This window comes from Treponema sp. TIM-1 (assembly GCF_046533115.1).
Lineage (GTDB): Bacteria > Spirochaetota > Spirochaetia > Treponematales > Breznakiellaceae > JAIRMO01.
Map to the genome: position 1 here is coordinate 1 of NZ_JAJQRC010000034.1, position 20,900 is coordinate 20,900.

The window sequence follows — 20,900 nt, forward strand, 5'->3', positions numbered from 1 at the left end:
GCTGTTATCTTTCGGTTTATGGATAGCCATGAAATACCTCCGGGAATAATAAGGCACGGGGATGCAGGATGCTTTAGTTTTTGGGAAAAAAATGAGGAAAAATGGAGAGAGAAGTTAGGAATTAGGAGTGAGGAGATGTATGGCTCGGTACCATAACTCCTCTCTCCTCCCTTCTCACTCTCTTCCTCTTTGTTCGTGTAGTTCGTGTTGGTTCGTGGTTAAATTCTTTGGGTATTAATAAAAAAGTAAAAGCCTTTGCCCTTCCTTACCGGATTCCCGTCAGTTCCATCTCAAAAACCAGGAAGGTGTTTCCGGGGATGGCCCCATTGCCTGCGCCCTGATCGCCGTAGGCCAGTTCCGGGGGGATAATTACCCGGCGCTTTTCACCCAGACGCATATCCAGGACCGTTTCTTCCCAACCGGGGATGATCTGTCCCGCCCCGGCCTGGAATTCCAGGGGGCCGCCGTGCAAATCAGAGGCGTCGAAGACCTGACCGGAAAGGAACATCCCCTTATATCCCACCGACACGGTTTGGCCGGGGGTTGGTTTGGGCCCTGATCCCTCCTGGATAATGGTATACCGCAGCCCCGACGGGGTTTTGACGGTATCCGGAAATTTCACCGTGATTTCAGCGATATCCGCTTCCCGTTTTGCCCGGGTCTTTTCCACCGCCGCTGCTACCGCCTGCTGCACCAGCCGGTCAAAAGCGGCCTGATCCCCCTTAAAGGCCTCGGCCTCGCTTCCGTTCCGGATGATGGTAACCTTTTCGATGCGGTCGCCCTCCCGGATCGCGTCCACCACCTCCTGCCCCCGGACAATACGGCCGAAAACCGAATGTTTGCCGTCCAGCCAGGGGGTAGCCCGATGGGTAATAAAAAACTGGCTCCCATTGGTGCCGGGACCCGCATTGGCCATAGAGAGTACCCCCGGGCCATCGTGGGTAAGGCTGGGATCAAATTCATCGGGAAAGCTGTAGCCTGGCCCGCCGGTCCCGTTCCCCAGGGGATCGCCTCCCTGGATCATAAAATCGTCCACCACCCGGTGAAAGGAAAGCCCGTCATAGAAGGGCTTCCCCCCGGTATTGTTCATTTTACCCTCCGCCAGGGCCACAAAATTACAGACCGTGAGGGGCGCCTTTTGGTACTCAAGCTTGAGGATCATATCGCCCTTACCGGTTTTGATGCGGGCAAATAATCCGTCCCCCAAATCGTTTCTTTCCTTAGCGGTACAGGCGGTATTTCCGGTCAAACAAGCCGCGATAAGACATCCCCAAAAAAATTTTGAAAAAATATCCATACCTTAGTATATCATATTTGGACGGGTGGGACAACACGTCCGCCAAAGTCCGGCAATTCTCAGGTTCAAGTCTTTGGATGTATTCCGGATAAACATTAAATGCTGGCTTGGTATACAAAAATAGCGTTTCATTTTATACTTAAGTTGATGAATGTACAGAAAATTGAGGATGAATTACTACGGTTGGAGTATCCTTTTCTGTCACCGGATTATGATCCCGATATTGAACGGTATTTTGAATTAAGAAACTCCCACCGTCCCCAGGACGCCCTGGTTTTATATCAAACCCGCCTCAAACCCCGGTATCCCCAGGATGAATTCAGGGCCATACTCATGCGCTGTTACCGTTCCCGGGACCCCGCGTACAAACTCATCCTGGCCAAGGCCTACCGGAATTTGGGGGCCCGCGCCCTGGAACGGGTCAAAAGAACCATTGGTTATATCGTCGAAAAAGTCGAATCCTATAATGAAAAAGACGTGATTTCCACCATAAAAGCGGCGGATGCTATCCTGTTGGTGCTGCCCAAGGAGCCCTATGAAGCCCAGGGGCAGATGGAACGGCTGCTCCATTACGCGGAAGAGCTTGATTTTCACGTCAAATCCATGGACAAGGCAACGGAGCTGATCCGTTCCTACATAAACCAGTCTTTATCGGTGGTGGAGGAAGCCCTAAGCCGCCGGGAAGACGAACGGCGGCAGGCCTTGGAACGGGAACAGCAGCGGCAGATCCAGGAGGACTGGAAGAGTTATTCCCGGCAAAAAAAACAGGGGCATCGAAAATCCCAAACCCGTCCCATGATAGACCTGACGGCCATTGAATTTTCCCCGGAGGATCTGGCCCGAATCGAAATTCCCGGGGATATGATCAAGCCGGAGGATCAAACCCTGGCGTATTGTATCAAATACTGGAATCACCTTAATGATCCGGCTTTTGAACAGCTTCTTTATTTCTATTCAAAAAAATACGGTACCAAACACCACGCGGTGTATTTGGCTATCCGCCGGGGCAGGGCAAATAAACTCCGGGATGATGAGGTACTCGCCTCGGTTCTGTCGGTCCTGGTGACAGGGTACTATTATTCGATTCGGGGGGATGCCTACCTTCAACGGAAGTGGAATTCGATAAAAGCCGCGCTGGAACACCAGGTTTCAAAGGAGACTGCCCAGCGGCGCCGGCCGAAAACCATCGATCCCCGGGTGGTTTTCAGGAAAACCAGGTCCCGCCGGACCGGTACGCCGGCAAGATCCGTAAAGGCGTCCAAGGTTTCCCCTGCCGCGCCTTTCGCTTTCCGCCGAAAACCCCGGAAGTCCTTCCGTATAGCCCCGCCGGAGCCGACCGAAGCCGCCGGGACCGCTGCCCAAGCCCCGGCCCGTCCTAAGCGGCCCTCTCCGGCCTTGACCCGCGCCAAAGCCCGGGGCGCCACCCCCCTTCCGGTCCGCTCCAAGCCCCGTATCACGGCGTCCCCGGTCCGGGCGAAGGCGACTTCCGCGCCGGCCGCGTCCCCGGTCCGCGCCAAGGCGGCTGCTGCGCCGGCCGCGTCCCCGGTCCGGGTGAAGGCGGCCCCTGCGCCGGCCACATCCCCAGCCCGCACCAAGGCGGCTGCTGCGCCGGCTGCGTCCCCGGTCCGGGCGAAGGCGGCTTCCGCGCCGGCCGCGTCCCCGGTCCACGCCAAGGCCGCTGCCACGCCGGCCACATCCCCGGTCCACGCTAAGGCGGCTTCTGTGCCGGCTGCGTCCCCGGTCCGGGCGAAGGCGGCTTCTGTGCCGGTCGAGTCGCCGGGGAAAAAGGCGGCGCTTGGCCAGGTTCCGGTGCGGAGGCCGTCCGGTTCTCCGAACAAACCCAGCGGTTCTGTCTCCGACCGTCTTCGGGAACTTTCCGGCCGTTCTTACGATGTGTATCAGGATCGTTTCCTCTCCCGGGTCCGGGGGGCCATTAGAAAAGTTATGGGTTCCGGGAAAAGACTCTTTTTTACCCTTCCGGGTGCGGCGGAGGATCTGGTTTATAATTTCTTAAAAAATCACTATTCGGATCCCTATATGAACTGGGAAGAAAGCCAGGAAAAAAAGGCCCTGGAAGCATTAGGATTTACCCTGGATTCGGTAATCCCCATTATTGACGAATGTTATCATCGTTTATAGTAGACTGTTTTGCGCCAACTAAGGAGCCACCGGACCTTCGAGCTGCGCTCTGCTCCGGGTCATGTTAATTATCTCGGGCAAATCCGGTATGTTGGCTAAAAGGCGCCGGGCGGAATCGAACCGCCGCATAAAGGTTTTGCAGACCTCTCCCTTACCGCTTGGGTACGGCGCCGTGATATACCAGGGTTGTTCGGAAACCGCGGGTTCTCGAACAACCCTCATGGACCAAAATCCTTCCCATGGCGAAAAGCATATTGCACTAATTCCTTGTATTACAACAAATTAGCGATTTTCGCCGGGAAGCCTCCGGAAACCAAACTAAGGCTTCCGCAGATTTTTAATCATATCAAAAAAACCTTATTTTGTCTACAGGAGGGTCAAGCCCCTAGCTCCTCCAGTAGTTTTTCCCGGGCGGCGATGAGCCGGTCGCACCAGGCGTCAAATTCCGGGTCCTCCTGCTGATATTCCGGGTGGGCGAGGATGTATTCAATGGTGGCGTGGATGCCCTGGGAAAAGCTGATCTGCGCGGTAAAACCCGGAACCAGCCGTTTTAGTTTGGTATTATCAAAAACCACGGAGTTGGCCTTGTCCCCCAGGAGGCTGCCGGTAAAGTCGTATTCCTTTCCGCATAGGGCCAGGAACTCGCTGGATATATGCACCGCCTTGAGGGGGACCCCCAGGACGGCGGCGATGGTCTGGTATACCTGATTCCAGGTTACGGTCTCGTCGGAGGTGATCTGTACTGCCTCGCCCAGGGCGTGGATGTTCCCCATAAGGCCGATAAAGGCCCGGGCAAAGTCGCTGTTGGCGGTCATGGTCCATAGGGCGGTACCGTCCCCATGGATAATCACCGGTTTTCCCGCCAGCATCCGTTTTAAGACTGGCCAGCTTCCGTTTTTGCCGTGTACCCCCAGGGGGACGCGCCGCTCATCGTAGGTGTGGCTGGGCCGCACCACGGTTATGGGGAACCCTTCCTCCCGGTACATGTTAAAGAGAAAATCCTCACCGGCGATCTTGTCCCGGGCATACTGCCAATAGGGATTGGCCAGGGAGCTACCTTCGGTAATCCGGTAATCGGGCAGGGGTTTTTGATAGGCCGAGGCGGAACTGATAAAGATGTACTGTTTTGTCTTGTCCTTGAAAAGCCTGAAATCCCGCTCCACCTGATCCCGGGTAAAGGCGATAAAATCCGCGGTCACGTCAAAAGATAGGCCCCGTAATTTTTCCGCAGCCTCGGCCTCGTTATGGATATCGCAGCGGAGTTCCGTCACCGCCCCGGTAAGCACCTGATTGCGGTTTCCCCGGTTGAGGAGAAAGAGCTCCGCCCCCTGGGCCAAAAGCTGCCGGGAAATAGCCGTACTGATGGTACCGGTTCCGCCGATAAATAATACCTTCATGACATCCTCCTTATTTTTGAACCGATTCCTATTTTAATCCATATTCGTCCCTTGGGGAACCGCTGGTAGGCTGGAGTCTTTTTCGGCGCTATGCTATATAGTGAATAGGGGGAATGATGAATATTAAACCCTATACGGAAGCGATTGACCGGCAGTCATTGAAGGTGGAGGGGATCGTGGTACTGCAGCACGGGGAAGAGGCTGCCCGGTACCGCTGGGTCCCTGAAGCGCCCCGGCCGGTTTATTCGGTGAGTAAGAGTTTTACCTCCCTGGCGGTGGGGATGGCTATTGACGAGGGGAAACTTTCCCTGCGGGACCGGGTGCTGGATGCCTTTCCTGGCCGGGTACCGGACCCGGCTCCGCGGCTTTCCCTACTGACCCTGGAACACCTTTTGACCATGAGCCGGGGGCATCCTGAGTTTTCCCGCCCCGCCGGGGTGGACGAGGCCCTTGCCCAGACCTTAACCCGGGACCCCGGGACCCGGTTCGTTTACGATAACGGGTCTACCTTTTTGGCTTCCGCCATGGTAAGCGGGGCGGTGGGGCAGCGGGTCCGGGATTTTCTCCTCGACCGGCTCTTTAGACCCCTGGACATTCCCGATCCGGTCTGGGAAACCAGCGCCGACGGCCATACCCTGGGGGCCACCGGGCTGGAGTTGAGCACCGGCAGCCTGGCGCGGTTTGGTCAATTACTCCTCCAACGGGGAAACTGGCAGGGGAAACAGCTTGTCTCCGCCTCCTGGATCGATACCGCCACCAGGCCCCATATTACCACCAAGCTGCTTAAGGCCGCCGATTGCGATCTGGGGTACGGCTATTGTTTTTGGAACTGCCGTCACGGCGGATACCGGGCCGACGGCAAAAACGGGCAGTTTGTGGTGGTCCTCCCCCGGGAGGACGCCGTGGTGGCCATTAGTTCCGATGAAGAAACCATGTTCCCCATCCTCTACGCGGTCTGGGATCATATACTGCCGCAATTATAACTCCTGTTATGCAGGAAGAATAGGATTAACCACGAACGACACGAACATCACGAACTTTTGCTTCGGTATTCCGGAATTTATACCTGAATTCTCTTCTTTATTCGTGGGAAACAGGAAAGAACTATCGTGAAAACGCCAATTTGTCTTTGTTTCTGTTCGTGAGGTTCGTAGTTAAAATTTCTCCTTGGGACCCTTGCGTAACATGAGTTATAAGCCGAATTTCGGGGCATCCCCCAAGGATTGTTTAAAAAATTCCTGTCTTTTGAAATTAAACCCTTGACAGCATGGTGACTATTAGTTATAATAATTATATTGGTTATTAAAATACGATAAGATAAAAAATGACCGTCGGTTATTTTGAAGGAGTCTGTTTTGGGAATCCAAGAACGGAAGGAACGGGAAAAAGCGGAACGGAAGGCCCTGATCATGGGATGTGCCAAGGAACTTATCCTGGAACACGGAGCGGAAGCGGTGAGTATGGCGGATATCGCCCAAAAAACAGAGCTGAGTAAGGCCACCCTATACCTTTATTTTTCCTCCAAAGAGGTTTTGTATGAGGAGATCCTCCGGGAAAGCGCCGACCATTTTATACGTTATGTCCGTTCCCGGCTTGATCCCGCTGCGTCGGCCCTGGACGCCATAAAAACCCTCTGGACCAGTTATGTTACCCTGTTCGGCGAGTCCGAGGACATCTTTGTGATCCTGCATATATGGAATTATTTAGCCCCGGCTTTCCCCCTCTTTTCCATGGGGGAAAACCAGATACGGGATGATGCCTGGGCAGACATCTATTTTTTGCTCAAGGAAATAACCGAACGGGGAATAACCGAGGGGCTTTTTGATTCTTCGGTTAATACGGGGACCATTTCGCATGTAATTATCACCATTTTTTCTTATATAGTGGGAAATTCAGCCAATATACCCCGGGATTCCAAAACAGTCCTTTCCGTTATTAACGAAATGAAAAACATTTTTGAAATTATCCTCCGGGGTATCGCCAAGGAAGGGCTCCCCCGGTCCTTTTTTGTTTTATCGGATAAGGCGGAATCGTAATCCCTGACCGGAAAGAGGTATTTATGGAGAAATTTTTTAAACATCCCTGGCTTATTACGGCGGCGATCGGAATCATTACCCTGTTTTTTGCCCTCCAGTTTCCCCGGATGGAATTGGATAACAACAATTTCCGGTTTATACCCAAAACCGACCAGGCCCGGCTCACCTCCGAATACATCGACGATACCTTTGGAAGCTCCCTGTTTATCCTGGTGGGCCTGGAACGGAAATACGGAACCATCTTTGATGCCCAATTTCTCAGCCGGATCAAGGAATATGTCCGGCGGATCGAAGAAATCGACCTGGTGGATCCCGTTAATTCCATTATAAGCACCGATTACATCACCGGCTCCGGGGATACCATCCTGGTGGAGAAACTGGTGGGTGAAAATTTCAGCGGCACGGCGGAGGAGATTGCCGAATTAAAACAGCGGCTCCTCTCCTGGAATCTCTACGAACGGGCCCTGGTTTCCGATGATTTTACCGCCACCCAGATCATGGTGCCCATGGATATCCCCATGGATGAGGCGGGGCGGCCCGATGTGGTGGAGAATTTTATCAAAATTCGGGACCTTGCCCGGGAGATGTTCGCGGGTTCCGCGGAGGTGTATGTTACGGGGGTGCCCGTGCTAAGTGCCACGGTGAACGAGGCTATCCAGGCCGACCTTATCCTCCTGGTTCCCCTGGTGATCATCGTGGTACTGTTGGTGCTGTTTTTTTCCTTCCGCCGGATCAGCGCGGTGGTCCTTCCCCTCCTGACGGTTTTGATCGCCGTTATTTGGTCCATTGGGGCCATGCCCCTTTTTGACGTTAAGCTTTCGGTCATCTCGACGATACTGCCGGTGATCCTGGTGGCGGTGGGCAGCGCCTATGGGATCCATGTGATTACCCACTATATCGGGGATATGCAGCTCAAGGGCGGCGACCTCAGTCCCGAAGAACACCGGGAACTTATCTTTTCCCTGCTCCGGCAGATAGGAAAACCCATCTTCCTCGCCGCCCTGACCACCTTTGTGGGGTTTGTCTCCTGCTGTTTTACCCCGGTGGTCCCCATCCGGGAATTCGGACTTTTTTCCAGCTTTGGGGTAATGGTATCCTTCGCCATCGCCGTAACCCTGATCCCCTCCCTGCTCCTGATCCGGGGGCCGAAAATGTTCCGGCCCTCCCGTTCCGAGGCGAAGATTGAAAACGAGGGTTACGATTCCCTCAGCAGGGGGATCGCCCATACCTTTTCATCCCTGGCACGAAAGAAATATACCGTCCTGGTGGTAACCGTGGGGGTGATTCTGGTATCCCTCTATGGCCTCTCCCAAATAATCGTGGACAACGTGATGGTGGAATATTTTAAATCCACCACGGATATCTATAGGTCGGATCGGTTTATCCGGGAAAAATTCGGGGGCTCCAAGGTGGTCAGTGTCATGGTCGAGGCGGATAAGCCGGAAACCATCCTCCACCCCGACACCCTGGGGCTTATGGAGGATATGAACCGCTACCTGGAAGAACGGGTTCCCCAGGTGGGCAAGGTCATGGGTTTTACGGATCTGGTCAAGCGGATCAACCAGGTCTTTAACGCCGATGAAAGCCCCGAGGGTTTATCGGCCCCGGCGGCTCCGGTGGCTGCCGGGACGAATAGGGATGTTGGTTTTTCCGAAACCGAACCCGGCATGGACGGCTTTGGATTCAACGGTCTTGACGAAGATTTCGGCTTCTCCGGCGATGGCTTTGGGTTCGGTGGCCTTGAGGAGGGTTTCGGTTTCTTCGGCGACGGCGCGGCGGAAACCGGCGGAACGGGGGAGGCTTTTTCCGGCGGGGAGGAAGAGGGCTACACCCTGGAGGAACTGGCGGTTCTCCTGGATAGGGCGGCCAGTTCCGGCAGGGACCGGTCCATGAACACCAACGAGTTGGTCCGGGAATTTCATCGTCTGGTGAATTACCAGGGGGCCGCCTACTACGAGGTACCCCGGGACCCCCAGCGGTACGGAAAAACCTCCCCGGAGGAACTGGGCATCCTGGTGTCCAACTACCTGGTGCTGCTTTCCGGGAGCATCGAGGCCTATGCCAATGATCCCCTGGAACCGACGGCGATAAAATCCACGGTCCAGATGCGGACCACCGGACAGGAGGACACCGATGGGATCATCGGGGAAATACACAACTATGTGGCGGCCCATTTTCCCCAAACCCTCAGGGTGATCGTGGGGGGCAGCGCCCTGGTAGAGGGTTCCATCAACCGCCTGGTGGTACAATCCCAGTTAAGCTCGGTGTTTATTTCCCTCTTTGCGGTGTTCCTCATCATAGCCCTTTCCAACCGGTCCCCGGTGGCGGGTTTAATCGGCATTGCCCCCCTGTCCATTTCGATCCTGATCAATTTCGCGGTGATGGGTTTCCTGGGGATAAAACTGAACATCGGAACCTCCATGGTGGCCAGCATCTCCGTGGGGATAGGGATCGATTATACCATCCACTACCTGGGGGCCTATAAACGGGAGTACCTCGCCTCCGGGGGCGGGAAGGGTAATTTTTTGTGGAAGACCTTTGCCACCTCGGGAAAGGCCATTATTATCAACGCGGTTTCGGTAGGCGCCGGTTTTGGGGTCCTGGCCTTCTCCCAATTTAATATGTTGGGGGATCTGGGGCTCCTCATCGCCCTTACCATGGGAACCAGCGCATTGGTAAGCCTTACGGTGATACCCGTCTTGCTTACCCTGATTAAACCCAAATTTGTGGGGAAGGAGTAGCATATGAAAAAAAGTATGTTTTTTTGGGGGATATTTTTTGCCGGCCTGGTATTGGGTTATGCCCAGGATGCCCAATCTATAGTCCGCGCCTCCCGGGACCGGATCACCGCGGATACGGTTTCTTCCCGGTCCCGGATGGTGATTACCGCCAAGGACGGAAGTACCAGCGAGCGGGTTTTGGATCAGTATTCCAAGGACGGTCCCCGGGGGGACCGGACCATCATCGTGTTCCAGCGCCCCCCTTCGGTGGCCAATACCCGGTTCCTTACCATGGAAAATCCGGGAAACCCCGATGACCGGTGGATCTTCCTCCCCGCCCTGGGAAAGGTCCGGCGGATCGCCGCCTCCGAAGGTTCGGGCAATTTTATGGGGACCGATTTTTCCTACGACGATATTTCTTCCGCGAGCCGGGACGTGGAATTGGATACCCATACCCTGCTGCGGGAGGAGAGCCTCAACGGCCATCTTTGCCACGTGATTGAATCGGTGCCCAAGGATAAGTCCTACCAATATTCAAAAATGGTCCAGTGGATAGACAAGTCCTCCCGCATCTCCTATAGGATAGATCTCTATGACCGCCGGGGAACCCTGGTTAAGCAGGTGGAAATCCTGGAGGTCAAAGAGGTGCAGGGCCGGTTAAGCCCGGTGGTAACCCGGATGACCACTGTCACCGCGGGAAGCTCCACCACCATTACCATGGATATCCTCAAATACGACGATCCCATCCCGGAGGGGGTGTTTACCACCAGCTATCTTGAAACCGGGAGGCCCCGATGAAAAAGAAGCTTGTTCCCTGGGGTGTTTTTCAAAAGACTCCCGCTGTTTTAAAAAGGTTCCTCCTTTTGGGGACGTTCTTTGGTATCCTCCTGGCGCCGCTGGGGGCCCAGGATGATTTTGGTTTCGGCTTCGATGAGGAAGGGGAGGGGGAGGCCCCTGCTCCCGTAAGTTCCCTGGTACCAGGAATCCGTATCGGGGGTGAGATTGGCGCGGAATTAGTGGGCTATGTCTATAATTTTATACCCGAGAATTTTCCCGGCGCCCTGGGGAATATCTTTTCCGGAAAACTCAACTTCTCCGCCTCCGGGTCCAATGCCGACGGGGTTATCAACCTGAACCTGCGGCCCGTCTTTGACGGGTCCCGTTCCCCCGTGGAACTTGACGAGGCCTATGCCCGGGCCTATTTCGGCTCCTTCAGTATCGAAGGGGGCCTGCGGAAACTCACCTGGGGCAAGGCCGACAGTCTGGGTCCCCTGGACGTGGTAAATCCCCTGGATTACCGGGACCTGACGGCTATGAGCGATATGCAGCGCCTGAAAATAGCGCGGCCCCTGGTGCATCTCTCCTACGCCTTCGGTGATTTTTCAAAGCTGGAGGCTGTTTTTGTTCCCTGGTTTGAGGGCCACCGCTTCGACACCACCGGACGCTGGGCGCCCGTCCAGGTCACTGAAATGTATTCCGACCTTCCCCTGGCCATGGAGGACTGGCTGTACCAGTCCGGCGCATCCCCGGCTGCAATCATTTCCCTCATGGGGGTTCTCCTTGCCGCCGGTCCTTTCAGCGTTACCCCTCCCGATACCTCTACCCTGGACTATGCCCAGGGAGGGTTCCGGTTTACCACTACCTGGGCTTCATCGGATCTGGGCTTTCAGTACTATTACGGCAGGCTGCCCCAGCCCGCCATACATATAAAGGGCTTGAAAGACTACCCGAACTCCTCCGAGGGAATCCATCCCCAGCTTACCTATACCCCCTACCACCAGATCGGCGTGGATTATGCCCAGGTGATCCGGGGCTTTAACCTCCGGGCGGAACTGGCGGCCCATATCACCGAGGACCTTTCCGGTGATGACGGGGGGGTATACAACCCCTTCCTCGCCTGGTCCCTGGGCTTTGACCGGGATCTCCTCTGGGGCATAAACCTCAACCTTCAGGTGAATGAGACCATCCGGCTCCTGCAGCACCGCCTTACGGATAATATCGCCGTAGATACCGAAGCGGGAAAGAAACCCACTTCCACCCGGCTGACGGGGATCCTTTCAAAGAAGTTTCTCCGGGATGAACTGGAACTGCGGACCGCCCTGATCTGGGGGCTGGAGGACCAGGATGTTTATATCCTGCCCGGCCTTTTCTGGACCCGGGGCGATGTGGTCCTGGAATTTTCCGGGGGTGTCTTCGCGGGAAACCGTCAGGGGGAACTGGGACAATACCGGGACAACGGTTTCATAAAACTGGGATTGACCTATACTTTCTAGGAGATTGTATGGACTAAAATACACACGGGATTAAGAAATTCACCACGAAGGCGAAGAAGGCGCAGAAGGAAGGATGAAGAATTAAGAGAGAAGAATGAGAAGAACGCCCTACTCTTCACTTTTCCCTGTTTTCGACTTCCTTCTTCTCATTTAATTGACCATGTAGTGGTCTACTCTGCGCCTTTGTGGTCGAATTCTCTTTCTTTTAGGTATCATAAGTTTAGGGGATCTAAAATTCCCTTGTATAAGCGGCTTGAGTATACTATAATTGAGGGAAGTTGGGTTTTTGCTTGGGTTTGTTGCGGATGGCCATAGGGCGTGTTTTGCGGACGCGCCATATATTCGGTAATGGGAGTAGGCATTGATAAAAGGATTAACCCAAAGGGTGCAGCGGCTGTTGTATATTGACGCGCAGGAAGAGGCTCGGCGGTATAATTCGGATCAACTTTTGCCTGAACATATTATTATTTCCCTCCTCAGGGAAGGGGGGGGGGTCGCGTGCAAAGCCCTGATGTACCTCAAGATAGATCTCCTGGAATTCAGACACACCCTGGAAAATGAAATTCCCCGGATGCCCGGCGCATTGCTCCATGGAGATGTCCCTCCCGCCAAACGGACGAAGGTCATGCTGGACGCGGCCGGGGAAGAAGCCCGGAACATGGGGAATGATTATATCGGTACCGAGCACATCCTGTTTGCCGCCATGCGGGAACCGAATTCTCCCATCCAGATTTACCTGTACCAACGGAGTCTGGATACGGATATGCTCCGGGTGGTGGTACAAACCAATTTTAACCGGAGGATGGGTTCCAAAGACGCCGGGATGTACCGTTATCCCGACGGGTACGAACCCTATTTTCTGCGGAAAGAGGATGGTTCCCGGGAGGAACACCCCGTTGGCCAGGGGAGCAGGCCCATTCCGGTTACCTACCCCGTCCTGACCCCAACCCTGGATGAGTTTTCCCGGGACCTTACCGGCCAGGCAAAGGCGGGGAAACTCGATCCCGTGGTGGGCCGGGGTAAGGAAATTGAGCGGGCGGTGCGGATCCTTGCCCGGCGGACCAAGAATAACCCGGTTTTGGTAGGGGAGCCCGGAGTGGGAAAAACCGCCATTGTTGAGGGGCTGGCCCAGTTTCTGGTGGGGGAGGACGTTCCCGATGCCCTGGCGGGCCGGCGGATCCTTTCCCTGGACATAGGTTCCGTGGTAGCGGGTACCAAATACCGGGGGGAGTTTGAGGAACGGCTTAAAAAGATCATGAAGGAAATCATGCAGGCGGGAAATGTGATCCTCTTTATTGATGAGATCCATACCATTATTGGCGCGGGGGGCGCCGAAGGGACCATTGACGCATCGAATATGCTTAAACCCGCCCTGTCCCGGGGGAACGTCCAATGTATCGGCGCCACCACCCTGGCGGAATACCGTAAACATTTTGAAAAGGACGCCGCCTTGGAACGGCGCTTTCAGGCTATTTTGGTGGAGGAACCCAGTTTTGACGAAACCCTGGCAATCCTCCAGGGCCTTCAGAAACATTATGAGGAGTACCACCGGGTACATTACACCCCGGAAGCGGTTTATGCCGCGGCGAAGATGGCCCAGCGCTATGTCTTTGGTCGTTTTATGCCCGATAAGGCCATAGATGTCCTGGACGAAGCCGGGGCCATGCGGAAGTTGGCGTACAACGTCCAGCCCCCGGAAATTGCCGATATTGAACATGAAATACGGCAATTAACCGAAGAAAAAAGCGCCCTAGTGACGGCCCAGGACTATGAACGGGCCGCGGATATTCGGGACAAGGTGCGGAATCTGCGGATCCGCCTGGAGACCGCCCGGGACGCCTGGGAGCGGGCAGAGGGGAATGAGTGGACGGTGGTGGAGGAGGCGGATATCCGCCGGGTGGTGGCTGAAACCACCGGCATACCCCTCACCCGTCTTGAGAAACAGGAATCCAAGCGGCTCCTTAAAATAGAAGAGGAACTGCATAAATCCCTGATCGGCCAGGATAACGCGGTTAAGCGGATCGCCTCGGCCATCCGCAGGTCCCGGGCGGGGATATCCAGCCATGCCCGGCCCCTGGGCTCCTTCATATTCCTGGGCCCCACCGGGGTTGGAAAGACGCTCCTGGCCAAGAGCCTGGCGGAGTACCTCTTTGGTAATGAGGATTCCCTGGTTCGGATCGATATGTCGGACTTTATGGAAAAACACAACGCATCCCGGCTGGTAGGGGCGCCCCCGGGGTATATCGGTTATGAGGAGGGGGGGGTCCTGACCGAGCGGATCCGCCGGAACCCCTACCGGGTGGTGCTTTTTGATGAAATCGAGAAGGCCCACCACGACGTGTTTAACCTCCTTTTGCAGGTGTTGGAGGAGGGGGAACTCCGGGATAACCTGGGGCATACGGTGAGCTTCCGGAATACGGTGATCATCATGACCAGCAATGCCGGGGTACGGGAAATCTCCCGGGATTCCCGGCTGGGCTTCTCCTCCGGGACCGGGATCATGAACCTCGGGGAAATCGAGGCCGCGGCCCTTTCGGAGCTGCGCCGGCTCTTTAGCCCCGAATTTATCAACCGCCTGGACGATGTGGTGGTATTCCATGCCTTGGACACAAAACAGGTGGAGGCCATCCTGGATATTCAGGTAAAGGAACTGTCCTCCCGCCTTGAAGAGCAGGGGTATGACCTGCGGATCCTTCCCGCGGCCCGGCGGCTCCTGGTGGAGAAGGGCTGGGACCCCAAATACGGCGCCCGGCCCATGCGCCGGACCATCCAGAAGGAACTGGAGGATCCCCTGTCCCTCTTGATCCTGGAGGGGAACTATGCCTATGGAACCGTTTTTGTCGCTGAGGGCCGGGAGGGGAAGATAAAATTCCATCCCAAGGCCGGTCCGGCAAAGCTTGCCGGCGAAGGGGAGGTAAAACAAACCGATCCCCTGGCGGTCCTCAACAACGCCGGCCTTTAGCCCGGTGTCGACAGCGGGTTAATCGTCCCCTCACCGTTTCTCCATGGGAATATACGCCAACCGGGGCTGAACGCACTTATAGGCGGGCCGGATGATCCGGTTGCCGGCGATGAGTTCTTCCAGCCTATGGGCGCACCAGCCCGCCACCCGGCTTACCGCGAACAGGGGGGTGTATAGCTCCGAAGGGATCCCCAGCATTTTGTAAACAAAACCGGAGTAAAAATCCACATTGGCGCAGATATATTTGTCGGAGTCCTTAATTTTTCTGAAAACCTCCGGGGTAAGCCGTTCGATCAAACGGTAGAGGTTAAATTCATCCATCAGGTTCTTTTCTTCCGCCAAAATTGCCGCTTTATCCCGCAGCAGCACTGCCCGGGGATCCGATTTGGTATACACCGCATGGCCCTGGCCATAGATCAGGCCCGAGTGGTCGTAGGCTTCTCCCCGGAGGATCCGCTCCAGGTAGTCCGCTACTTCCCCCTCGTGGTCCCAGCGGCTTACCTCTTTTTTGATATCCTCCATCATCCCCATGACCTTGATATTGGCCCCCCCGTGTTTAAACCCCTTAAGGGAGTTGATCCCCGCGGTGATGGCGGCATAGGTATCGGTATCCGCGGAAGACACCAGGTGAACCGCAAAGGTCGAGTTGTTCCCCCCGCCGTGTTCCGCGTGGAGGGTCAGGGCCAGATCGAGAATTTCCGCTTCCAGCCGGGTAAACTGCTGATCCGGCCTGATGAGGGACAGGATGGTCTCGGCGCTCTGGCAGGAAGCGGGCGGCTGGTGGATGATAAGGCTTTCGTGGTCGTAGTAGTGCTTTTTCGCCATATACGAGTAGGCCACAATGGTGGGAAACCGGGCGATAAGCTCTATGCACTGGCGCAGTACGTTTTCCGGCGACAGGTTTTCGGGGTCCGCATCGTAGGAGTAGAGGGTCAATACCGAACGGCCGAGTTTGTTCATGATGTCCCGGGAAGGGGCCTTCATGATGGAATCTTCCGCAAAATTATCCGGTAGCACCCGGTTTTGCCCCATCAGGGTGCAGAATTTCTCCAGCTGCTCCCGGCTGGGAAGCACGCCGAACACGAGGAGGTAAACCGTCTCCTCAAAGCTAAAGCGTCCCTCGGCGGCGGCCGTGGCGGTGATATGTTCCACATCAATACCCCGGTAATACAGTTTGCCTTCCACCGGGACCTTTTCCCCCTCATCCAAGAGGTAGCCGTGCACATCCCCGATCCGGGTAAGCCCCACCAGGACCCCGGTCCCGTCGGCGTTCCGAAGCCCCCTTTTTACGTTGAATCTGCTATATAATGAGGAATCGATATAATCGTTCCCCGATATTTCCGATACAAAATCCCTGATATCACTCATAGGGCCTCCGCGCATATTTATACAAAAACATACCATATAATGAATGTTTATACAAGGGAGGCGATTTCAAGTCAGTAATTCGCAGTTTAAAACAACCACGAACAGGGAGAATAGTTAACCTCGAACTTTTGCTTCTATATTATAACTCATGTTACACAGGAAGAATAGGATTAACCACGAACGATACGAACATCACGAACTTTTGCTTCGATATTCCGGAATTGATACCTGAATTCTCTTCTTTGTTCGTGGGAAAGCAGGAAAGAACTATCGGTGAAAATGCCAATTTGCCTTTGTTTCTGTTCGTGTGGTTCGTGGTTAAATTTCATCTTCAAAGTTAAATTTCACCTTCAAAATTTGTATGTTTTTTGCTTCCTCCGATTGACAATTTATTTTCACCATAGTATCCTGATTAATAACATACTAATCATATAGGATTAGGATAAATTAATCGGAGGATTTTGAGATGAAAAAAATTTTTGTCCTGTTACCGGTGTTTCTTATCGGCGCCGTGGTGTTTGGCACGGGCCAGAAGGCAGCGGTCAATGAACGGGTGGTAAAGATCGGTACGGTGGGTGAAATAACCGCCATGTGGGAACCCATTGCGGCGGCCCTTAAAAACGAGGGGATCCGCATTGAACTGGTCAAATTTTCCGAATATGTTTTACCCAACCGGGCGCTAGAGGATGGTGAAATTGACATGAACGCCTTTCAGCATTATGCCTATTTGGCGAATGAAGTAAAAACCAAAAATTACCATCTTACCCCGATTGGGGAAACCCTGCTGGCCCCCCTGGGCCTGTTTTCCCGGAAAATCAAATCGGTTTCCGAGATCAAGGCCGGGGATAAGATCGCCATCCCCAATGACCTGGTAAACGAGGGCCGCGCCCTGCGGGTCCTTGAAAAGGCGGGGCTGCTTAAAATTCCCGCCGAGGCGGGACCCACCCCGGCGTTGAGCGATATTGCGGAAAACCCCCTGGGGTTGGAGTTCATCGAGGTGGAGGCGGCCCAGACCCCCCGGCTGCTGGATGACGTAACCGCCTCGATTATCAACGGGGGCCACGCGGTGGACGCGGGACTGAACCCGGAACGGGACAGCCTGGCCCTGGAACGCCAGAGCGAGGGCAGCCAAAACCCCTATATCAACGTATTGGTGGTCCGTACCGCGGAAAAGGACGATCCCGTGTATAAACGGATCGTGGAGGAATACCATACCGATGCGGTAAAGGAGATATTCCAAAAGGAATATAAGGGAGCCTTTATCCCCGCGTGGTAATATGATACGCCTTACCCAGGTCTCGAAAACATTTTACGGAAAAAATAGGGTTTCCGCGGTAAAGGACGTATCCCTTATGGTGGGGGAGGGTGAGATTTTTGGGGTTATCGGCTTTTCCGGCGCGGGAAAAAGCACCCTGGTCCGCTGTATCAATATGCTGGAAAGGCCCGATTCGGGGGAGGTCCTGATAAACCAGCAGGACCTTATGAAGTTTTCCCCCCGGGAACTCCGGCGGGCCCGTAAAAATATCGGGATGATCTTTCAGCACTTTAACCTGTTCCAATCCCGGACGGTGGCTGAAAATATCACCTATCCCCTGCGCTACCGGGGCCTGTCCCCGGGGGCAATCGCCCAGCGGCTGGGGGAACTGCTTACGCTGGTGGACCTTGCCGATAAGGAACACGCCTACCCCTCCCAGCTTTCGGGGGGGCAGAAGCAGCGGGTCGGCATAGCCCGGGCCCTGGCCACCAACCCGTCGATACTCCTCTGCGACGAGGTCACCAGCGCCCTGGATCCCCAGACTACCCAGTCTATCCTGGGTCTGCTTAAGGATCTGAATAAAAAGTTAGGCCTCACCATTGTCCTTATCACCCACGAGATGAACGTGGTAAAATCGATTTGTACCCGGGTGGCGGTGATGGAAAAGGGGGAAATCATTGAATGCGGTTCGATTTTTGATGTTTTTTCCAATCCCTCCCAACGGATCACCCGAGATTTTATCGCCACCACCTCGAATCTGTATAAAATTTACGATCTTTTGCGGGAAGATTCCCCCATTATCCGGCTGAAACCGAACCAGATCCTTGCCCACTTTAGTTATGTGGGCCGAAATACCGTGGAGGCGTTGATCTCTACGGTGTCCATAGGGTTTAATATAAAGATCAATATCATTTTTGGCGATCTTGATATTATTCAGGAGACCCCCCTGGGGGGGCTTATCACTATCCTGGACGGTGAAGGGGACGCCATTGCCGGGGCAATGCAATGGATCACCGACCGGGGGGTACGGATAGAGGTGCTCAAACATGGGTGAGTTGTTGGCCAAATTGATGCCCAATGTGGTAACCAAGATACCGGAGCTGTTAAAATGCCTGGGACAGACCCTGTATATGATGATCATTACCGGAGCGATAACCTTTGGCATCGGGATAGTCCTCGCGGTTATCCTCACCGTTACCCGGAAGGGGGACATTCTGGAGAATATCCCCCTGTGGACGGTCCTGGACAAGATCATCAATTTTTTCCGGTCCGTACCCTTTATCATCCTGATTGCCCTGCTGATTCCGGTTACCCGGGCGATAGTGGGTACGGCGATTGGGGTCAGGGGCGCCATAGTTCCCCTGGTTTTTGGGACGGTACCCTTTTTTACCCGCCAAATGGAAAGCGCCCTGGCCGGGATTGACCGGGGTTCTATTGAGGCGGCCCAGGCCCTGGGTACCAGCCCCGGGGGGATCGTTTTTCGGGTATACCTCAAGGAAAGCATCCCCGGCATCATCCGGGGAACCACCATTACCTTTATCAGCCTGGTGGGGCTTACCGCCATGGCCGGAGCAGTGGGGGGCGGCGGGCTGGGGGATTTTGCCATCCGTTACGGGTATCAACGGTACCAAACGGATGTTACCATAGTGACGGTGATCGTATTGATCTTGATTGTAACGATTATTCAGGGTCTGGGGGCGTTTTTCGCGCGGAAAACAACCCACTAAACAGCGGTTCTTTAAGGATGGATGATTTATGGACAAGATAACCCTGCAAGCCACATTGGAAGGGTATTTTACCTGGTTTCACCGGCATCCCGAGCTGGGGCTTGCGGAGCATAAAACCACGGCCAGGATCCGGGAACTGCTCCTCGGGGCCGGGGTGGAGATCCTGGACACCCCCCTTAAGACCGGGCTCATTGCCCAAATCCGGGGCCGGCCCGGGGGGCCGGTGACGGCCCTGCGGGCCGATATTGACGCCCTTCCCATAGCCGAGGCTACCGGCCTGGACTACGCCTCGGAACATCCCGGTTGTATGCATGCCTGCGGGCATGACTTCCACCTGACCGCCCTGCTGGGCGCCGCCCTCCTCCTCCGGGAAGAGGCGGAAACCCTTGCCGGAACCGTCAAACTCCTGTTCCAGCCCGCCGAGGAAGGGGCCGGGGGCGCCCAGGCGGTGCTGGATACGGGGTTTCTGGATGATGTGGAGGAAATCTACGGCCTCCACGTCATGGCAACCCTGGCCCCCGGCGTCATTGCCCTGAGCCCCGGGGCTACCTATGCCACGGTAGGCCGCTTCCGCATCCTCGTCAAAGGCCGGGGGGGACATGCCGCCGAACCCCATCACAGTAAAGACCCCATCGTAGCGGCGGCCCGGATCATCAACCAGGCCCAGACCATCATAAGCCGGGGGACGAGCCCCTTTGACCCGGCGGTTCTCAGCATCACCCGGGTCCTGGCGGGCAGTACCTGGAACGTTATCCCCCCCGAGGCCCTGCTGGAGGGTACCTTCCGCGCTTTTTCCCCCGAAAAGCTCACCCATATTGCGGAGAGCCTGGGAAAAATATGCCGGGGTCTTGAGGAAAGCGATGGTATTGCAATCGACTATACCTGGCGGATCGTTACCTATTCCACCAATAACGACCCGGTCCTCACCGAATGGGTGGCGGAAACGGCAAAAAAGTTGGATCTTTCGGTGGTTCCCTATCCGCCGACCATGGGGGGCGAGGATTTCGCCCTGTATCAACAGCGGATCCCCGGGGTTTTTTTGAATATCGGCGTGGGTAGCCCCCAGGAACTGCACAACCCCGGCTTTATCGCCAATCCTGCGCCGCTTGCCACCGCGGCGGAGCTGCTGGCGGCTCTGGGCAAAGGATCCGTGGCCCGGTTGGCCCAAAATCCGCCGTCTCTCGGATCCGGGTGATTTTCTATACTTTTACCCTGAATTTTCAAGCGAAGTACCCTTGACAAAACCCGTAATATACGGCAATGTTCCCAAATTAATTAAATAATTTTACCTAATTGCAGAAAATAAAACATGGCAAGACTCCTAATGTTAATAATACTTAGGAGATGGATAAGGGGGACCGTCATGGATCGTGAATTCGTAGCGCGAATGGAAAAATCCCTGACCGATCTCAAAACGGAGATCATTTCAAATTTAATCGTCAGTAATGAGGATTTTAAAGAAATTGTGGAAGGTATGGATCCAAAGGACTTAGCGGATATTGCTTCCGACGATATTGATCGGAAAATGATTGAGGCTATCGGCGCACAGGACTTAAAGCGGCTTAAATTGATAGATTCCGCGTTGACCCGGATACAGCAGGGAAAATACGGCCTCTGCGTAAAATGCGGTAAACGGATACCGCAGGACCGGCTGGAGGCGATACCCTATGCGTTGATGTGTATCGGGTGTAAAACCGTGGAGGAACGGAGAAACCGGTAATTTCCG

15 protein-coding genes and 1 tRNA gene are annotated in these 20,900 nt (G+C 54.9%); 12 read left to right on the plus strand and 4 right to left on the minus strand.

The window, feature by feature from the left end; translation table 11 throughout:
- Positions 1–265: 265 nt before the first annotated feature.
- Positions 266–1,297 (minus strand): peptidylprolyl isomerase, encoded by a 1,032-nt coding sequence (locus LQZ21_RS11425; protein ID WP_411044507.1) that lies wholly within the window; start codon positions 1,295–1,297, stop codon positions 266–268.
- A 147-nt stretch (positions 1,298–1,444) separates the two neighbouring features.
- Between LQZ21_RS11425 and LQZ21_RS11430 the strand changes: the two genes are divergently transcribed.
- Positions 1,445–3,436, plus strand: coding sequence for a hypothetical protein (locus tag LQZ21_RS11430; protein ID WP_411044508.1), 1,992 nt, complete (start codon positions 1,445–1,447; stop codon positions 3,434–3,436).
- A gap of 100 nt (positions 3,437–3,536) precedes the next feature.
- Here the strand turns inward: LQZ21_RS11430 and LQZ21_RS11435 are convergent.
- A tRNA-Cys gene (locus LQZ21_RS11435) sits at positions 3,537–3,608 on the minus strand.
- Positions 3,609–3,813: 205 nt separating this feature from the next.
- Positions 3,814–4,833, minus strand: a complete 1,020-nt coding sequence (locus tag LQZ21_RS11440; protein WP_411044510.1) for an SDR family oxidoreductase — start codon at positions 4,831–4,833, stop codon at positions 3,814–3,816.
- 113 nt (positions 4,834–4,946) lie between these two features.
- Here LQZ21_RS11440 and LQZ21_RS11445 point away from each other — a divergent pair, with 113 nt between their 5' ends.
- The 6 genes from LQZ21_RS11445 to LQZ21_RS11470 all read left to right on the plus strand — a co-directional run bounded on the left by LQZ21_RS11445 (position 4,947) and on the right by LQZ21_RS11470 (position 14,824).
- Complete coding sequence (locus tag LQZ21_RS11445; protein ID WP_411044512.1) at positions 4,947–5,816, plus strand: serine hydrolase domain-containing protein; 870 nt, start codon at positions 4,947–4,949, stop codon at positions 5,814–5,816.
- 372 nt (positions 5,817–6,188) lie between these two features.
- The gene (locus LQZ21_RS11450; protein ID WP_411044514.1) at positions 6,189–6,869 is read left to right on the plus strand and encodes a TetR/AcrR family transcriptional regulator; all 681 of its coding nucleotides are present in this window, start codon (positions 6,189–6,191) and stop codon (positions 6,867–6,869) included.
- A 23-nt stretch (positions 6,870–6,892) separates the two neighbouring features.
- Positions 6,893–9,610 (plus strand): efflux RND transporter permease subunit, encoded by a 2,718-nt coding sequence (locus LQZ21_RS11455; RefSeq protein WP_411044516.1) that lies wholly within the window; start codon positions 6,893–6,895, stop codon positions 9,608–9,610.
- 3 nt (positions 9,611–9,613) lie between these two features.
- Positions 9,614–10,387 carry an outer membrane lipoprotein-sorting protein gene (locus LQZ21_RS11460; protein WP_411044518.1) on the plus strand — a complete coding sequence of 258 codons (774 nt, stop codon included), beginning with the start codon at positions 9,614–9,616 and terminating at the stop codon, positions 10,385–10,387.
- Entirely contained in the window at positions 10,384–11,862 is a 1,479-nt protein-coding gene (locus LQZ21_RS11465; RefSeq protein WP_411044519.1) for a hypothetical protein, read from the plus strand. The genes LQZ21_RS11460 and LQZ21_RS11465 overlap by 4 nt, the downstream gene beginning before the upstream one ends.
- Positions 11,863–12,223: 361 nt before the next feature.
- Positions 12,224–14,824: an ATP-dependent Clp protease ATP-binding subunit gene (locus tag LQZ21_RS11470; protein ID WP_411044521.1), complete on the plus strand. Its 2,601-nt coding sequence runs from the start codon at positions 12,224–12,226 to the stop codon at positions 14,822–14,824.
- A 30-nt stretch (positions 14,825–14,854) separates the two neighbouring features.
- On the opposite strand, the gene LQZ21_RS11475 is transcribed toward LQZ21_RS11470, so the two are convergent.
- Positions 14,855–16,192, minus strand: coding sequence for a citrate/2-methylcitrate synthase (locus LQZ21_RS11475; RefSeq protein WP_411044523.1), 1,338 nt, complete (start codon positions 16,190–16,192; stop codon positions 14,855–14,857).
- A 466-nt stretch (positions 16,193–16,658) separates the two neighbouring features.
- Here LQZ21_RS11475 and LQZ21_RS11480 point away from each other — a divergent pair, with 466 nt between their 5' ends.
- The 5 genes from LQZ21_RS11480 (at position 16,659) to LQZ21_RS11500 (ending at position 20,894) form a co-directional block, all read left to right on the plus strand.
- Complete coding sequence (locus LQZ21_RS11480) at positions 16,659–17,468, plus strand: MetQ/NlpA family ABC transporter substrate-binding protein (RefSeq protein ID WP_411044524.1); 810 nt, start codon at positions 16,659–16,661, stop codon at positions 17,466–17,468.
- A 1-nt stretch (position 17,469) separates the two neighbouring features.
- Positions 17,470–18,501, plus strand: a complete 1,032-nt coding sequence (locus LQZ21_RS11485; protein ID WP_411044525.1) for a methionine ABC transporter ATP-binding protein — start codon at positions 17,470–17,472, stop codon at positions 18,499–18,501.
- The gene (locus tag LQZ21_RS11490; protein WP_411044527.1) at positions 18,494–19,174 is read left to right on the plus strand and encodes a methionine ABC transporter permease; all 681 of its coding nucleotides are present in this window, start codon (positions 18,494–18,496) and stop codon (positions 19,172–19,174) included. Before LQZ21_RS11485 ends, LQZ21_RS11490 begins: the two co-directional genes overlap by 8 nt.
- 28 nt (positions 19,175–19,202) lie before the next feature.
- Positions 19,203–20,369: a M20 metallopeptidase family protein gene (locus LQZ21_RS11495; RefSeq protein ID WP_411044529.1), complete on the plus strand. Its 1,167-nt coding sequence runs from the start codon at positions 19,203–19,205 to the stop codon at positions 20,367–20,369.
- Between the two features lie 168 nt (positions 20,370–20,537).
- A complete protein-coding gene (locus tag LQZ21_RS11500; protein ID WP_411044531.1) occupies positions 20,538–20,894 on the plus strand; it encodes a TraR/DksA family transcriptional regulator in 357 nt (118 codons plus the stop codon).
- Positions 20,895–20,900: the final 6 nt, after the last annotated feature.

Coding starts and splice junctions, on each gene's coding strand:
- LQZ21_RS11425 (WP_411044507.1), bottom strand. CDS start 1,297: ATGGATATTTTTTCAAAATTTTTTTGGGGATGTCTTATCGCGGCTTGT.
- LQZ21_RS11430 (WP_411044508.1), top strand. CDS start 1,445: ATGAATGTACAGAAAATTGAGGATGAATTACTACGGTTGGAGTATCCT.
- LQZ21_RS11440 (WP_411044510.1), bottom strand. CDS start 4,833: ATGAAGGTATTATTTATCGGCGGAACCGGTACCATCAGTACGGCTATT.
- LQZ21_RS11445 (WP_411044512.1), top strand. CDS start 4,947: ATGATGAATATTAAACCCTATACGGAAGCGATTGACCGGCAGTCATTG.
- LQZ21_RS11455 (WP_411044516.1), top strand. CDS start 6,893: ATGGAGAAATTTTTTAAACATCCCTGGCTTATTACGGCGGCGATCGGA.
- LQZ21_RS11460 (WP_411044518.1), top strand. CDS start 9,614: ATGAAAAAAAGTATGTTTTTTTGGGGGATATTTTTTGCCGGCCTGGTA.
- LQZ21_RS11465 (WP_411044519.1), top strand. CDS start 10,384: ATGAAAAAGAAGCTTGTTCCCTGGGGTGTTTTTCAAAAGACTCCCGCT.
- LQZ21_RS11475 (WP_411044523.1), bottom strand. CDS start 16,192: ATGAGTGATATCAGGGATTTTGTATCGGAAATATCGGGGAACGATTAT.
- LQZ21_RS11480 (WP_411044524.1), top strand. CDS start 16,659: ATGAAAAAAATTTTTGTCCTGTTACCGGTGTTTCTTATCGGCGCCGTG.
- LQZ21_RS11485 (WP_411044525.1), top strand. CDS start 17,470: ATGATACGCCTTACCCAGGTCTCGAAAACATTTTACGGAAAAAATAGG.
- LQZ21_RS11490 (WP_411044527.1), top strand. CDS start 18,494: ATGGGTGAGTTGTTGGCCAAATTGATGCCCAATGTGGTAACCAAGATA.
- LQZ21_RS11495 (WP_411044529.1), top strand. CDS start 19,203: ATGGACAAGATAACCCTGCAAGCCACATTGGAAGGGTATTTTACCTGG.
- LQZ21_RS11500 (WP_411044531.1), top strand. CDS start 20,538: ATGGATCGTGAATTCGTAGCGCGAATGGAAAAATCCCTGACCGATCTC.